11 protein-coding genes are annotated in these 14,102 nt (G+C 60.2%); 3 read left to right on the top strand and 8 right to left on the bottom strand.

Going from position 1 to position 14,102, the window contains the following annotated elements:
* Positions 1-26: 26 nt before the first annotated feature.
* Positions 27-332, top strand: coding sequence for a DUF1244 domain-containing protein (locus BMY36_RS10185; RefSeq protein ID WP_050518884.1), 306 nt, complete (start codon positions 27-29; stop codon positions 330-332).
* A gap of 238 nt (positions 333-570) precedes the next feature.
* Positions 571-2,136, top strand: coding sequence for a calcium-binding protein (locus BMY36_RS10180; RefSeq protein WP_175469276.1), 1,566 nt, complete (start codon positions 571-573; stop codon positions 2,134-2,136).
* A gap of 156 nt (positions 2,137-2,292) precedes the next feature.
* Here BMY36_RS10180 and BMY36_RS10175 read toward each other — a convergent pair whose 3' ends face one another.
* Positions 2,293-3,156, bottom strand: coding sequence for a D-amino-acid transaminase (locus BMY36_RS10175; protein ID WP_050518882.1), 864 nt, complete (start codon positions 3,154-3,156; stop codon positions 2,293-2,295).
* A gap of 3 nt (positions 3,157-3,159) precedes the next feature.
* Positions 3,160-4,122, bottom strand: a complete 963-nt coding sequence (gene dgcA / locus BMY36_RS10170; RefSeq protein WP_050518881.1) for an N-acetyl-D-Glu racemase DgcA — start codon at positions 4,120-4,122, stop codon at positions 3,160-3,162.
* 163 nt (positions 4,123-4,285) lie between these two features.
* On the opposite strand from dgcA, the gene BMY36_RS10165 reads away from it, so the two are divergent.
* Positions 4,286-5,242, top strand: coding sequence for an L-malyl-CoA/beta-methylmalyl-CoA lyase (locus BMY36_RS10165; RefSeq protein ID WP_050518880.1), 957 nt, complete (start codon positions 4,286-4,288; stop codon positions 5,240-5,242).
* 36 nt (positions 5,243-5,278) lie between these two features.
* Here BMY36_RS10165 and trxA read toward each other — a convergent pair whose 3' ends face one another.
* Genes trxA through tsaE form a run of 6 tightly spaced genes read right to left on the bottom strand, consistent with a single transcriptional unit; the run spans position 5,279 to position 14,093 of the window.
* Positions 5,279-5,599: a thioredoxin gene (gene trxA, locus BMY36_RS10160; protein WP_050518879.1), complete on the bottom strand. Its 321-nt coding sequence runs from the start codon at positions 5,597-5,599 to the stop codon at positions 5,279-5,281.
* 58 nt (positions 5,600-5,657) lie between these two features.
* Positions 5,658-9,005, bottom strand: a complete 3,348-nt coding sequence (addA, locus tag BMY36_RS10155; protein WP_050518878.1) for a double-strand break repair helicase AddA — start codon at positions 9,003-9,005, stop codon at positions 5,658-5,660.
* Positions 9,002-11,956 (bottom strand): double-strand break repair protein AddB, encoded by a 2,955-nt coding sequence (addB, locus tag BMY36_RS10150; protein ID WP_050518877.1) that lies wholly within the window; start codon positions 11,954-11,956, stop codon positions 9,002-9,004. Before addB ends, addA begins: the two co-directional genes overlap by 4 nt.
* Positions 11,949-12,641, bottom strand: coding sequence for a nucleotidyltransferase family protein (locus tag BMY36_RS10145; protein ID WP_050518876.1), 693 nt, complete (start codon positions 12,639-12,641; stop codon positions 11,949-11,951). Before BMY36_RS10145 ends, addB begins: the two co-directional genes overlap by 8 nt.
* Positions 12,617-13,624: an aminoglycoside phosphotransferase family protein gene (locus BMY36_RS10140; protein WP_082224776.1), complete on the bottom strand. Its 1,008-nt coding sequence runs from the start codon at positions 13,622-13,624 to the stop codon at positions 12,617-12,619. The genes BMY36_RS10145 and BMY36_RS10140 overlap by 25 nt, the downstream gene beginning before the upstream one ends.
* Positions 13,617-14,093 (bottom strand): tRNA (adenosine(37)-N6)-threonylcarbamoyltransferase complex ATPase subunit type 1 TsaE, encoded by a 477-nt coding sequence (tsaE, locus tag BMY36_RS10135; RefSeq protein WP_050518874.1) that lies wholly within the window; start codon positions 14,091-14,093, stop codon positions 13,617-13,619. The genes BMY36_RS10140 and tsaE overlap by 8 nt, the downstream gene beginning before the upstream one ends.
* Between the last annotated feature and the right edge of the window lie 9 nt (positions 14,094-14,102).

The following is a 14,102-nucleotide window of genomic DNA, read 5'->3' as shown; positions in this document are numbered from 1 at the left end:
AACATAACCACCAGAAAGGAAACGCCATGGACCCCAAAACCCAAATCGAACTGGAGGCCGCTGCCTTTCGCCGTCTGATCGACCATTTGATGCACAAACGCCCCGATGCGCAAAACATCGACATGATGAACCTTGCCGGGTTTTGCCGCAACTGCCTGTCGCGCTGGTACATGGAGGCAGCGAACGACCACGGCATAGATATGGACAAGGAAACCGCACGCACCGCGATCTATGGCATGCCCTATGACGACTGGCGCGCACAGCACCAAACCCCGGCTGATTCGGCAAAACAAGCCGCTTTTGCACAGGCGTTCAAGGATAACGTGGGCTAAGTCGCGCTCTGATTGTGCCTTAAAACCACTCTTTCGGGCGGTCCCGACGCAACTGTTTTCAATCCCACAACAAGCCCGCCCCAATAAGGCCCCAACCCCCCGCAACCTCTCGAATATATTGACTTTAAGTCAATTCCATCACGATATGTTTTTTGAGTTGGTGGGCCCAAACAATGCACGAAATCTTGCAACAGCAACGTGTTTTGTTTTGGTTATTTTTTGTTCTGGGGAGACTACTGTGGAACTTCTTTTTATCGCGCTGCCACTTTTGTTGCTTGGCACCCTCTTTTTCGACGGGTCCAGTGACAATGGTGATGATGATGCAACACCTGCACCAAACCCCGGCACCACGCCGACCACCCCCGTCGTGCCAGTAACACCGGGCACAGTTGGTGGCACCGCTGGCGATGATGATATCAACGGCACCAACGGCAATGACATTATCGAAGGCGGCGCTGGTAACGACACAATCGACGGCCTTGACGGTCGCGATCAAATTTTCGGCAATGCTGGCGATGACAGCTTGAACGGCGACAGCGGCGCGGACAACATCTTTGGCGGGTCTGGCAATGACACTGCGTTCGGCGCGCTTGGCAACGATTCAATCGACGGTGGCACCGGCAACGACGCCCTGTTTGGCGAAGATGGCAACGACACCCTGACAGGTGACGTGGGCGCAGACAGCTTGGTTGGCGGCACGGGCAACGACCAATTGTTCGGCGGTCTTGATAATGACAGCCTGAATGGCGGCCGTGGCAACGACGCATTGTTCGGCGGCAGCGGCGACGATCTGGTGATCGACGTGTTTGGTCAGGATACGCTGAACGGCGATGCGGGCAACGATACCATCATCGCAGCAGAACTGGATGATGAACTGCCACTTGATCTGTTTGGCGATGTCGTAAACGGCGGCGCGGGCGATGATTCCATCGCAGGCGATGCTGGCTTTGTTGATGGCGCCGCGGACACGCTGACAGGCGGTTCGGGCAACGACAGCTTCTTCATCTCCGCCTCGGGCGGCGCTGCGGGCCAATCCATCATCGACCCAACCGTAATCACCGACTTCACCGATCTGGACCGTCTGGAAATCTATATCGACCGTTTGGATGGTGGCACAGAATTGTCGCTGGCCCCCACGGCCGATGGTTTGGGCACCCAAGTGTTGATTGATGGCGTCACCCACGCCGTTTTGCTGGGTGCAACGGCTGTAACCTTGGGCCAAATCCGGCTTAGCGCCGATCAAGTTGACGGCACGCGCATCAACGGCACGTCCGGCAACGACACGCTGTTCAGCAACGGTTTGGATGATTTCCTTGCGGGCGCTGCGGGCAATGATGTGCTGTCTGCCAACGTGCCCGGCACAGGCGATGCAACACTTGAAGGCGGCGCTGGCAATGACACCTTGATCGGTGGCGCAGGCGCAGACAGCTTGTTCGGCGGCTTGGGCGATGATGTGATGACAGGCTCCGTGGTAATCAGCGCTGGCAACAGCGATGCGATGTTCGGTGGCTTTGGCAACGACACCATGATCGGCGGCAACGGCGACACCATGACAGGCGGCGATGGCAATGACGTGTACCGCGTAAATGCAGCCTTGGGCACAATCAACGTCACGTCCTTCGTACCCGGCGCAGATCGCCTTCAGGTTCTCGACACCGGCACAGGCGCGGCGCAGGCCTTGTCGTTCACAACCGTTACGGCCGGCATCCAGGTGCTGTACGGCACAAACATTGTGGCGACGCTCGCCACCACCACGCCCGCAACCTTTGTTCTGGCGCGTGACGTGTCCATCATCCGCGCCTGATCTTTTTCACCTGGCGTCATGAAAAAGCCCGCTGCGATGCAAATCGCAGCGGGTTAATTTTTGGTTAACAGAAAAAGTTATATTGTTTGATATCAATATCTTGGCTTGCGCATCGCGCGCGATGCGCGGCGCAAATTGCAAGCCATATCGCAACCCTCAAACGGCGGTCTTGCGGCTCTCATCCAGATAAATCTCGCGCAACCGCCGCGCCACAGGCCCCGGTTTCCCGTTCCCCAAAACGGCCCCATCAATCTCCACCACAGGCATCACAAACGCGCTGGCCGAGGTGAAAAACGCCTCATCCGCCGCCATCGCTTCCGCGATCGTAAAGGGCCGTTCCTCAACCTCCATCTGGGCCTCCGCCGCGAACCGCAAAACGGCCGCACGGGTGATCCCATGCAAAATCTCATGAGAAAGCTGCCGGGTGATAATCCGCCCATTTTTCACAATATACGCGTTGTTTGAGGTGCCTTCCGTGACATGCCCCTCCTCCACCATCCACGCATCATCCGCCCCGGCCTTTTTCGCCATCATCTTGCCCATTGACGGGTACAGCAGCTGCACCGTTTTAATATCGCGGCGGCCCCAGCGAATATCCTCAATGGAAATCACCTTGATGCCCGTTTTCGATGCCGGACTGTCCGCCATCCCCGGTTTTGATTGCGTGAACAAAACCAGCGTCGGCTTGGTGGTGGCCGGGTCGGGAAACGCAAAATCCCGGTCCCCCGGATTGCCGCGCGTGACCTGCAAATAGATCATCCCATCGGTCAAATCATTGCGGGCCACCAACTCGCGGTGAATCGCCAGCAGTTCACCGTCCGAACAGGGCGCGGCGATATCCAGCTCCCCCAATGACCGGGCCAGCCGCACCTGATGCCCGGCAAAATCCACCAGCTTTCCGTCCAAAACGCTGGTCACCTCATAGACCCCATCGGCCATCAGAAACCCGCGATCAAAGATCGAAATCGTGGCCTCTGCCTCGGGCAAATACTGGCCATTTACATAAACGATGCGCGACATGATCTATCCCCACAAATAAACGCTGGGCGGGTGGACGCCAAACGCGTCAAAAACCAGCGGATTATCCCGGTCTTCGGCCAAAAGCAGCGGCCCGTCAAGGTCGGTGAAGGCCGCACCCTGCGCCAGCAACGTCGCCGGGGCCATCGCCAGCGACGACCCCACCATGCAACCGACCATCACACCAAACCCGGCATCAAGTGCCGCTCGTTTCAACGCAACCCCTTCGGTCAGCCCGCCCGTCTTGTCCAGCTTGATGTTCACCACATCATATTTCCCCCGCAAGCTGTCCAGACTGGCGCAATCATGCGCAGATTCGTCGGCGCAAACTGGCAAAGGCCGCGCAATCTCGGCCAGCATATCATCCGCGCCCGCAGGCAAAGGCTGTTCTACCAGCGCCACCCCCATGGCCACCAAATGCGGGGCAAGGTCGGCGTAAATATCAGCACTCCACCCTTCATTCGCGTCGATAATTATGCGGGTTTTCGGCGCGCCTTGCCGCACCGCCTCCAACCGGGGCATATCATCGGGTGTGCCAAGTTTAATCTTCAAAACCGGGCGGTGCGCATGTTTGGCCGCCTGCGCCCGCATCGCCTCGGGCGTGTCCAAGGACAGGGTAAAGGCGGTGATTTCCGGCCCGGGTCGCGCTATACCTGCCAATTCCCAGACCCGCTTGCCCGCCTGTTTCGCCGCCAAATCCCACAGCGCGCAATCCACGGCGTTGCGTGCCGCCCCTGCTGGCAGCACCGTTTGCAAATCCATGCGCGAAATATCTGGGCAAAGCGCCTCAATCTGCGCGGTGACCGACTCCAAACTCTCGCCATAGCGGGTATAGGGCACACATTCGCCCCAGCCTGTCACGCCGCCGCGCGTGATGCGGACCGTCAACACCCGCGCCTCGGTCCGTGATCCGCGCGAAATGGTGAAAACCTGCGCCAGTCGGAACACATCGGAGGTTATGGTGATCACTTTTTATCCCTTCGCTGTTTTCCAAACCATATCACCGCCGCCCCCCACAGCAAGCTGCACTGCCGCGAAAATGCTGCGCTGCAAAAACAGGGTTGTAGTTGGCCGCGCAACATTCTAACCCTTTGGCGATCAATATGGACACTTCATTGCAAAGAGGCCCTGCATGAGCTTTCGCATCCAGCCAACCCCGCCCGCGCGTCCCAACCGCTGCCAGCTTTTTGGCCCCGGTTCACGTCCCGCCCTATTTGAAAAAATGGCAGCATCAGCGGCAGACGTGATCAACCTTGATCTGGAAGATTCGGTGGCCCCCAACGACAAAGACAGCGCGCGCGCCAATGTGATCGCGGCGATTGGCGCGGTCGATTGGGGGAAAAAGACGGTTTCGGTGCGGATTAACGGGTTGGACACGCCGTATTGGTACCGCGATGTGGTGGATTTGCTGGAACAGGCGGGCGACCGTTTGGACCAGATTATGATTCCAAAGGTTGGCTGTGCTGCCGATGTTTACGCGGTCGATGCGTTGGTCACGGCGATTGAACGCGCCAAAGGCCGCACCAAACCCATCGCGTTTGAAGTGATTATCGAATCGGCCGCCGGTATTTCCCATGTGGAAGAGATCGCAGCATCATCGCCGCGCCTGCAAGCGATGAGCCTGGGGGCGGCGGATTTTGCGGCATCCATGGGCATGCAAACCACCGGAATTGGTGGCACGCAGCAAGATTATTACATGCTGCAAGGCGGCGCGCGCCACTGGTCGGACCCGTGGCATTGGGTACAAGCAGCGATTGTCGCGGCCTGCCGCACGCATGGAATTTTGCCGGTGGATGGGCCATTTGGCGACTTTTCGGATGATGAAGGGTTTCGCGCGCAGGCCCGCCGATCGGCGGTGTTGGGCATGGTTGGCAAATGGGCCATTCACCCCAAACAAATCGCGCTGTGCAATGAGGTTTTCACGCCGTCGGCGGCTGCGATGGCAGAAGCACGCGAGATTTTGGCCGCGATGGCCGATGCCAAAGCGCGAGGCGAGGGTGCGACCGTTTACAAAGGGCGGTTGGTGGATATTGCGTCGATAAAACAGGCTGAGGTGATCGTGCGGCAATCGGAAATGATTGCGGGATAAGGGATGAGGGCGGCGTCACAGCCGCCCTTGATCGTTTCAAACCGCCGAGGCAATCCAAGTGGCCAGCGCCGCCTTTGGGGCCGCGCCAACTTTGTTCGACACGACCTGACCATCTTTGAACAAGAACAGCGCCGGAATACCGCGCACACCCAGTTCGGCCGGGCTGTTTGGGTTTTCATCAACGTTGATTTTGACGATTTTCACTTTGCCTTCGTATTCGGCAGAAAGCTCCTCCAACGCGGGGCCGATTTGGCGGCAAGGGCCGCACCATTCGGCCCAAAAATCCACGACAACGGGAATTGTGGACTTGCGAACTTCGGCATCAAAGGTGGCGTCGGTGACGGCGATGGTGGCCATGACATATCTCCTGAATGGAATGTGTTTCAATTGAAAGTAAGCGCGGGGGGGCGGAACGTCAAGGTGATGTGGCGCGCGCAAGGGCAGACCGCAGCATGTCGGGCGGCAGCAGCATAAGTTGCGCGCTGCGGGTCCACAACAAGGCGACATCCACGGCACGATCAGGGTAAATCTGCGTCAAGGCGGCGTGATAAGCGGCCATTTGGCGCAGCAAACCATCGGGCACAGTTTCAACAGTTTCGGGCACCAAAAGGTTGGATTTGAAATCCACCGCCAGCACGCGGGTGGGGGTCACCAGCAAGCGGTCAATACTGCCGACCATGGGCTGGCGGTTCAGCGTGCCGGTCACCGGTGCCTCGGTCAGCGCATCTGGCGTGAACAGGTCGGGATGCTGGGTGATGGTGGTCGCGACCTCATCCAGCAGGGCGGCGCGGTCGGGGGCATTGGGCAGCAGGGCAGCAGCGATTTGGGGCCAATCGCTGGCCGGATGGTCGGGCAAATATTCCAACAACAGGTGAATACGCGTGCCCCGGTCCATCGCTGCGCGGTTGTCATCATCAAGGGTATAATCGCCGGGCAGCGCCTTTGCCCCGCCAAGGTTGGAGGGGTTCAAGGGCTGATTGGCACGGCTTTCAACCTTTGCCGCCGCGTTAATCCACGCGGGAAGGACCAAGGTTTCGGCCCGAACCTGTGGCGCGTGGGGGGCGTTGGGCGGCCAAACCCCTTCGGCAAATGTTAGCCCACCATCAACGCGCGCGGTGGCCCCGATATGGCCCATCGCCTCTTGGATCAGGCGGTACCAGACCACCTGTTCGGCGTCATCATCGCCTGCATCGGCCCCAATCGCACCTGCCGCCGCCACGATCAGCCAGCTTTGCGCGCGGGTCATCGCGACATAAAGCAAGCGCATGGATTCCGCCGTGTCGCGGGCCTTGCGGGCGGCGCGGGCGGTTGTAATCGCCTCTGGGCTTTCGGCGCTTTGCGTTTTCCACACCGGGCCTTGGGGCAGGATAAACAGCTCATTTCGTTCGCGGGCGCGATACTGGGCGGTGTCGGGCAGGATGACAATCGGCGCCTCCAGCCCTTTGGCACCATGCACGGTCATCACGCGAATACGCTGGCCCGCACTGTCCATCTGGCGCTTCACCTCCACGTCATCCGTCTCTAACCAGCCCAAAAATCCGGTTAGGGAGGGGACATCGTTCCGCTCATAGGCCAGCGCTTGAGAGAGGAGTTCATCAATCCCATCCTCAGCCTCGGCCCCCAAACGGCCCAGCAGTTTGCGGCGACCATCGTGGCGGGTCAGCATGCGTTCGATCAAATCGTAAGGGCGCAAAAAATCGGCCTGATCGCGCAAATCCGCAAGGATAGAGACTGTTTTGGCATGTGCCGGGTCCGGTTCCAGCGCACGCCACAAAAAACCTTTGCGGGGTTGGGCAAGGGTATAAAGCTGCTGTTCGGTCCAGCCAAACAGCGGACTGCGCAGGCAGGCAGCAAGGGCCAGATCATCCTCGGGCGTGGCAAGGAAAGACAAAAGGGCGGCAAGGTCGCGCACCGCAAGTTCGGCACCCAGTTTCAAACGGTCCGCCCCCGCAATGGGCAGGCCCGCCGCCTTGCAGGCCTGAATAATTGCGCCGAAAATGTCGGAACGGCGGCGCACGAGGATAAGGAAATCGCCAGCATGCGCGGGCCGAAATTGCTTGCCGCCCTCAATCGGGATTTGCGTGCCCGCATTGATAATGTCGCGAATGGTATCGGCGACTTTTTGGCCCAGCTTGGCCGCGTGATGTTCCTCCGTGATCAGATCAACAGGGTCGTACCAATTTTCCGGCTTTGGGTTTGGCGATTTTTCGATCACGGGCCACAGGTCGACACGCCCCGGCATATCGGGGAAAAAGGCGATGTGTTTCACCTCGCCGCCCAAACCCTGCTGGCGGCGTTCATCAAATGTTAGGTCGACAAGCCGCAGGATGGTGTTCGACGACCTGAACGAATGTTCCAATTGCAGCTCTTGCAGGGGCAGGTCCACTTGGTCCAGCTTGGCCTTGAACAAGTCGCGCTTTTGGTCAAAGGCGGCGACATCAGCCCCTTGAAAGCTGTAGATGGATTGTTTTTTATCACCCACGACAAAGATCGTCCGCGCCTCATCCCGCGCGCCGCGGCCCGAGGTGAATTCATCTGCCAGCAGTTCGATCACGCGCCATTGGTCGGGGCTGGTATCCTGCGCCTCATCCACCAAAATATGGTCGATGCCCCCATCAAGGCGGAACAAAACCCATTGCGCGACCAAAGGATCGGTCAGCAGCGCCTTGGCGTAGGTGATCAGGTCGTCGAAATCGAGCCAGCCGCGCGCCTCTTTCCGCGCTTTGTATACGGGTAGGAAAACGGCGGCAAAACGGTGCAGAATGGCGGTGCGTTTGGCGGCGATCAGGGCGATACGCGCAGTGCGGGCGGCTTCCACGCGGCGCATCAAATTTTCCAAATGATCCAGCAATTGGCCCAGTTTGGGTTGGGTCGGTTTGGTTGGAAACGTGCCTAACTTGGCGGAAAATGGTATCTTTGCAGCGGCACCCGTCAGAAAAATCCCTTCCATCGCGGACAGCAGACGCAGGTCTGGGCTGGCAAGGTTCAATGCGCGCAGCTTTTCTGCCGCTTTAACGTCATTGGCGGATCCTGTGGCGATGATATCGGCCGCTTGCGGCAGCCATTCCGCCTCACCACCCAAGAAAACATCGGCCAAAAGGCTGTCTTCGGTTTGGCCCGTGGGCACATCGAACATATCGCGGCACTCGGCTTCGGACAGATAGGCCTTAAAATCATTGCGGCGGTTCGCAACCTCCGCCGCCAGCGCGCCAAAATCCTCTCCGGTATAGGCACCAGCCAGCGCGCGAATAACGTCGGGGGCGACATTATCGGCCAATTCATCAATGATTTCGTCGCGCAGCAGGCTTGCGGCGCGGTCATCCATTTCGGTGAATTGCGGCGACACCCGCGCCTCCAACGGGAAACGACGCAGTAGGGAGGCGCAGAAGGAATGGATGGTTTGAATGCGCAAACCGCCCGGCGTTTCGATGGCGCGGGCAAACAGTTGGCGCGCACGGGCAAGGCGCGCGGCGTCAATCGCGTCATCGACACCCAGATCGGCCAACGCTTTGCGCAGCGCCGCGTCTTCCTTCATCGCCCAATCGCCCAAACGCGCGAACAGGCGATTTTGCATCTCGGACGCCGCCGCTTTGGTATAGGTCAGGCACAAAATCCGGCCCGGATCGACGCCCGACAGCAACATCCGCGCCACGCGATCGGTCAACACCCGCGTTTTGCCGGACCCCGCATTGGCCGAAAGCCAGGTGGAGGCGTGGGGATTGGCGGATTGAACCTGCCGTTCGGATGCGGCGTTGCGGATCATGTCATATCCTCCGGGACCGGATCGTCGGTCATTTCCCATTCGCCAAACCGCGCGAGGTGGTCATAATCCCCCGCAAAACGTTCGCCATGCATGGCGCGGCGCGAAACGTAGCCGCGCGCGGGGTCCATATATTCGCGGATCAGATGGTGCAATTCCTCCCAAACTTGGCCCAAAACGGTGTCATCGGGGGTACTGCTGTCTTGTTTCGGGGTGGAGCCGAGGCCGATATACGTGACGCCCGCCACTTCACGCGGCCCTTGCAGCGCCGAAAATGCGCCGCGCGTGGCCATCGCAGCCTCCAGCACCAGCTGTTTGTCGAAAAACTTTTGCTGGTCTTTGCTGGGGGGCGTGCCAGTTTTATAGTCAAAAATATGCACGCGACCATCGGGCAGCATATCAATGCGGTCGGGGATCGCGGTCAGGGTAAAGGGCAGCCCGGTCAGTTGCACCGCGCCACGCTCCTCGATCACCACGGGGGTTCCGCCCAGTGCTGCCTCCACCCCCAAAAAGAAATCGGCGGCGCGGTGCAGGCGAGACAACCACAGGGCGCGGGCGGCGGGCCAAGGCACCTCGGCGGTCAAAACAGTCTCTGCTATGGCCAAAAGACGGGTGCGGGCAGCGTCGCGCTGTTCATTTTCGGGCCGCGTGCGGGTGAAGGTTTCAAGGACCAAATGCAGCACAGAACCCCGCAACAGGGCATCCGGCGAAGGGCGCAGCAGGTTGAGGCGGAACAGGCGCAGAATATGACGGGCGTAAATTGCGTACGGGTCGCGCAGCAAGGTTTTGATGCCCGTAACCGCCAGTTTTGCCGGGCGCGCAGACACCGGGGGCCGGGGGGCCGGCCGGCGCGCAGTGGGAACCTGCGGATCGGGGCGTTCTGCGGCGCTGGCAAGTTCCAGCCATGCGCGACCGCGAGCGCGCATTTCCGCCAAGGCCTGCTGGCCCCCTTGGTTCGGCAACCCACCCAGCAGATTTGTCAAACGGTTCACCCAACGCGAGGCGACCGTTTCGGCATCGGCGTTGCGGGTGGCGCGGCTGATCACAACTTGGGGTGCTGCAATCGCCTGTTGGTAATCATGCGCCGACAACCCGATGCGGCGTTCGGGCAGCAACAGACCCGCCTCCAGCCGCATGGCGCGGTTCATCCACGGGTCGGGCGGTGGCGATTGTGGCCAAATGCCATCGTTCAACCCGCCAAGAATAACCAAATCCGCGCCCTGCACCCGCGCCTCAATCGTGCCCCAGACCATGATGCGGGGGTGCGATTGCAGGGGTTCGCGCACCTCGCCTTTGTTCAAAAACGCCTCAAACAAATGGCGATAATCGGTGGGGGTCATGGTGCCGCCGTGTTCGGCCTCGGCGGCAAGCTCGGTCATTTTGGCAAGCGCTTCGATGCCTGCCGCCTTTTCCCACAGGCCGCTGGTGGTGGCATCTGGGTTGGGACCAAGCGCCAACGCCTCTGCCAAGGCGCGGTGGCGGGTGATGTGGTCAGCCAACGAAAGGGCGGTGTTCGAGACCAAGTTATCCAGAACACGGGCCAGCCACTGCGCCCAAGGTAGTGTCTTTTCATCCTTTTCCGCGCACGCCCATGCGACCAAATCGACGCCCGTGGGAAAGGCAGGGCCGCGGCGGCGCAGTTTCAGTTCAAGGTTGCGGGTGAACAGCAAATGATGGCCGCGATCGGCCTTACCATCTAGCACACGCCCGCTGGCGGTCAGCGGGTGTTTCAGCAAAATCAACAGCGCCTCGGATGTCATTCGGTCCGAAAATAGGCCAAGGATATGGCGCAAATAGCGGCCCGGCGCGGACAAGGCCAAAGGGCGGCCCGCGCTGTCATCGGGCAAAATGCCCCAACGGTCCAGCGCCGATGTGACCTGCCGCGTTAGGCCACGATCGGGGGAAATTAGGGCGGCGGTCACCCCATCCTCGGCTGCTTTGCGCAAAATAAGGGCGATTGCCATCGCCTCTGCGCGCGGGGTCGGCGCCTCGATCAACGTCATATCGGCGCAGGCGGTGGGCAGATTTTGCATCAGCTTGCCCTCAGTCAACCATTGGTCGGTGACGGGGGCAGGACGAAGGGAAAGGGAAATCAAGGCGTTGCGGACAGGGTTTGGGGCGGGGGCTGCGGCCCACACCCGCACATCGGCAGGGGTGATATCAAATATCTGCATCAGTTTGAAAAAACGGTACTGCGGATGGTCTTCGGCGGTCATGGCATCGGCAAGGCCGTTCCAAACCGGGGTCGGCATGTCGAAATCAAAGCCCGGCAGCACCAGCGCCCCTTGGGGCAGCGCCGCCACGGCCTGCATAAACAGCGCAGTGGTCCCGCGCGATCCGGTGGACCCCGCAACAATCACCGGGTCGGTTGGCGGGTTGACCTGCCACGCAGCGATGATCGCATTGACCAACATACGCTGGCGGGTTTGGCTGTCGGGTTGGCCCATTTGGCCCAAAAGCTGCGCCACAATCGCCATGAATTCGCGGGTGCGCGCCCAGTGGGCAGAGTGGTTGGCAACGTCCAGCGACGCGATTTTTTCGGGCAAAACCCCCTCACCCTGCATTTCATCCAGCAGGGTCGCAAGGCTATCGGCAAGGTCATACAGCGCGGAACGGGGGGCAAGGTCGGGCTGTTGGTTCAACAACCCTTCAATCAACTGCGCAAGGATAAGGCGTTGGCGCAGCGGCGATACGGCGGCAGGGATGGCCGCGGTGGGCAGCGCGGCTTGCAGATCGGTGACCAGCCGGATGCGAGGCAAAAACCCAGCCCCCTGAGCGATGAACAGGGCTGTAACCCGCCGCGCCATGCGGGTGGTGTTGACGTAAAGGGTGACGCGCGCCATGTCTTGCGACGGTTTTTCGGACATGCGTCGGGTAAGGCCTGTGACCAATTGCGCCGGGAAATCCGCGCCGGGCGGTAGGGCGAAAATGCGGGGGCCGGGGGTGTCAAACATCGGCGGCCAGCAGCGATTCGGCCTGCGTGATGCCTGCGGGGCGGCCCACATCACACCAGCCGCCGGGGTGCATCACGCCGAAAGCGCGGCCTTCGGCAATCATCTGGTCCCACAAAATATTCAGGGAAAACGCTTTTTGCGCGATGGATTCAATGCCGCGTGGCAGGATGATTTGCGCGCCAAGATAGGCGAGGCCCGGCGCACCATTGGCCCGCGCAATCCGACCATCCGGGGCCAAAATAAAATCACCCGATCCCGCAAACCCCGTGATTTGCGATGGCGGCGCAAGCAGCAACAGCGCGTCCATCCGCACCCCATACCAATTATTACGCAATGTTTTTAGTGGGTTAGGCCCGGTCCAAACCGCATCGGTGTTCAGCGTAAAAACCGGGCCATCGCCCAACAATGGCAAGGCCGCGCGCAAACCGCCCCCGGTTTCAAGGATATAGTCACGCTCCCACGACAACGCCGTGTTGGCGCGGTTTTCCAAATGCTTGGCAATTTGATCACCCAGATAATGCACATTTACCACCGACCGCAGGCCTGCCGTTTGGTCCAGCGCGTGATCCAGCAGGGTTTTTCCCGCAACTGGGATCAGCGGCTTGGGCATCGCGGCGGTCAAATGCCCCATGCGCGTGCCAAATCCGGCCGCGAACAGCATCACCGCGTCGGGTTGGTTCCGCATTGCGCTGCGATCCTTTCCAAAACGTCAGGGGTGGGGGGCGGCAGGATTTTGGCACAGATTTCGGCCAAATCGCCAAGGGCCGGATGCGCCAGATTGCGCTGAAGCTGACCCCAAACGCGGGGGATAAGCGCGGTGTATTGCGGCTTGCCGGCAACCAGACACAGCCGCGTAAAAATGCCTAAAATTCGCAAGGCCCGCTGCGCGCCAATGGTCGCATAAGCGGCGGCGCATTGGGCGGCGTCCTGTCCTGCGCTGAAATGCTGGATCATCGCCGCCTCCGTTTCGGGGGAAACATCGCGGCGGGCGTCTTGCAGCAGGGACACAAGGTCATAAGCGGGCTGGCCCATCTGGCCGAGCTGAAAGTCAAGCATCCCAACCCTTGCAAGGCCCGCCCGATTGGGCAGCCAAAGCAGGTTTTCGGCATGAAAATCACGCAAGATCAGCACGCGGGGCCCGTCGGCATGGGTGCGCAGCGCAGCGGTTAGGGTGTTGGTAAAGTGGGTCGTTTTGTCGGTATCGCCCGTGATGGCGAAACGATACCATTCCAGCGCAAAGGCGGCGGCGGTTGCCCAATCCTGTGCTTGCATATCGGGCAGGTTCGATGGGGCAGGATGCGATTGCAGATGCAGCAAAACATCGACAGCGGCGGTGTAAAGCGCCGTTTCCTGCGCGGGGGCTTGGACAAGGAGGCGGGCAAAAAGGGCATCGCCCAAATCCTCAATCAGCAGGAAACCGTTTTGTAAATCCTGTGCCAAAATGCGAGGGGCGGACAGGCCCAGCGCGTTCAGATGCGCACCAATTTTGATGAAATCCTTGGGGTCGTCGCCTTTTCCGGGGGGGGCGTCCATCAAAACGGCGGTCCGCCCGCCAAGGCGCAGACGATCATAGCGGCGATCGGATGCATCGCCCGCCAAATGCGCGCGCGCCGCAGTGCCCCACCCGATTTGCGCCAGAAATTGCACCGATGCGCGGGACCTATCCATGTGCATTTGCCTGTTTTAACTGGTCCGACAGCCCGGCGCGACCGCCGGAAAATGTGGCGCGCCGGCCATCGCCCTCCAGCGTCAGGGTTAAGTGCAGGGCGTTTGGCGGGGCCAGATTGCCCAGCCTATCTGGCCATTCGACAAGGCAAATCGCGGCATCAAACGCGGCATCAAGACCCAGTTCCAACGCCTCATCCGGGTGGGAGAGGCGGTAAAGATCGGCGTGCCAGATTTCAACATCGCCTGCATCATAGGTCTGGACAAGGGTGAAGGTGGGGGAGGGAATATCCTCGGCCCGATCAAGGCGCGCGCGGATCAGGGCGCGCGAGAAATGCGTTTTGCCCGCGCCAATGCCACCCGACAGCAAAATCGTATCGCCCGCGCGTAAAAGCTGCGCGAAAGCCGCGCCCAGGCGTGCTGTCGCTGCATCATCGGGCAAAAAAAGGCTGCGCTCTACGACGTTATTCATGCACGCAGT

Origin of the sequence: Pseudorhodobacter antarcticus, from assembly GCF_900110135.1 — a bacterium.
GTDB classification, from domain to species: domain Bacteria; phylum Pseudomonadota; class Alphaproteobacteria; order Rhodobacterales; family Rhodobacteraceae; genus Pseudorhodobacter; species Pseudorhodobacter antarcticus.
Note: the sequence above shows the minus strand (reverse complement) of the source record. Positions and strands in the feature narration are given on the sequence as shown.

What these genes read in the sequence shown, in the direction of transcription:
- tsaE (WP_050518874.1), bottom strand. Translation starts at nt 14,093, where the DNA reads ATGAATAACGTCGTAGAGCGCAGCCTTTTTTTGCCCGATGATGCAGCG.
- addA (WP_050518878.1), bottom strand. Translation starts at nt 9,005, where the DNA reads ATGATCCGCAACGCCGCATCCGAACGGCAGGTTCAATCCGCCAATCCC.
- BMY36_RS10185 (WP_050518884.1), top strand. Translation starts at nt 27, where the DNA reads ATGGACCCCAAAACCCAAATCGAACTGGAGGCCGCTGCCTTTCGCCGT.
- BMY36_RS10145 (WP_050518876.1), bottom strand. Translation starts at nt 12,641, where the DNA reads ATGCGGAACCAACCCGACGCGGTGATGCTGTTCGCGGCCGGATTTGGC.
- BMY36_RS10140 (WP_082224776.1), bottom strand. Translation starts at nt 13,624, where the DNA reads ATGGATAGGTCCCGCGCATCGGTGCAATTTCTGGCGCAAATCGGGTGG.
- trxA (WP_050518879.1), bottom strand. Translation starts at nt 5,599, where the DNA reads ATGGCCACCATCGCCGTCACCGACGCCACCTTTGATGCCGAAGTTCGC.
- BMY36_RS10165 (WP_050518880.1), top strand. Translation starts at nt 4,286, where the DNA reads ATGAGCTTTCGCATCCAGCCAACCCCGCCCGCGCGTCCCAACCGCTGC.
- BMY36_RS10175 (WP_050518882.1), bottom strand. Translation starts at nt 3,156, where the DNA reads ATGTCGCGCATCGTTTATGTAAATGGCCAGTATTTGCCCGAGGCAGAG.
- addB (WP_050518877.1), bottom strand. Translation starts at nt 11,956, where the DNA reads ATGTTTGACACCCCCGGCCCCCGCATTTTCGCCCTACCGCCCGGCGCG.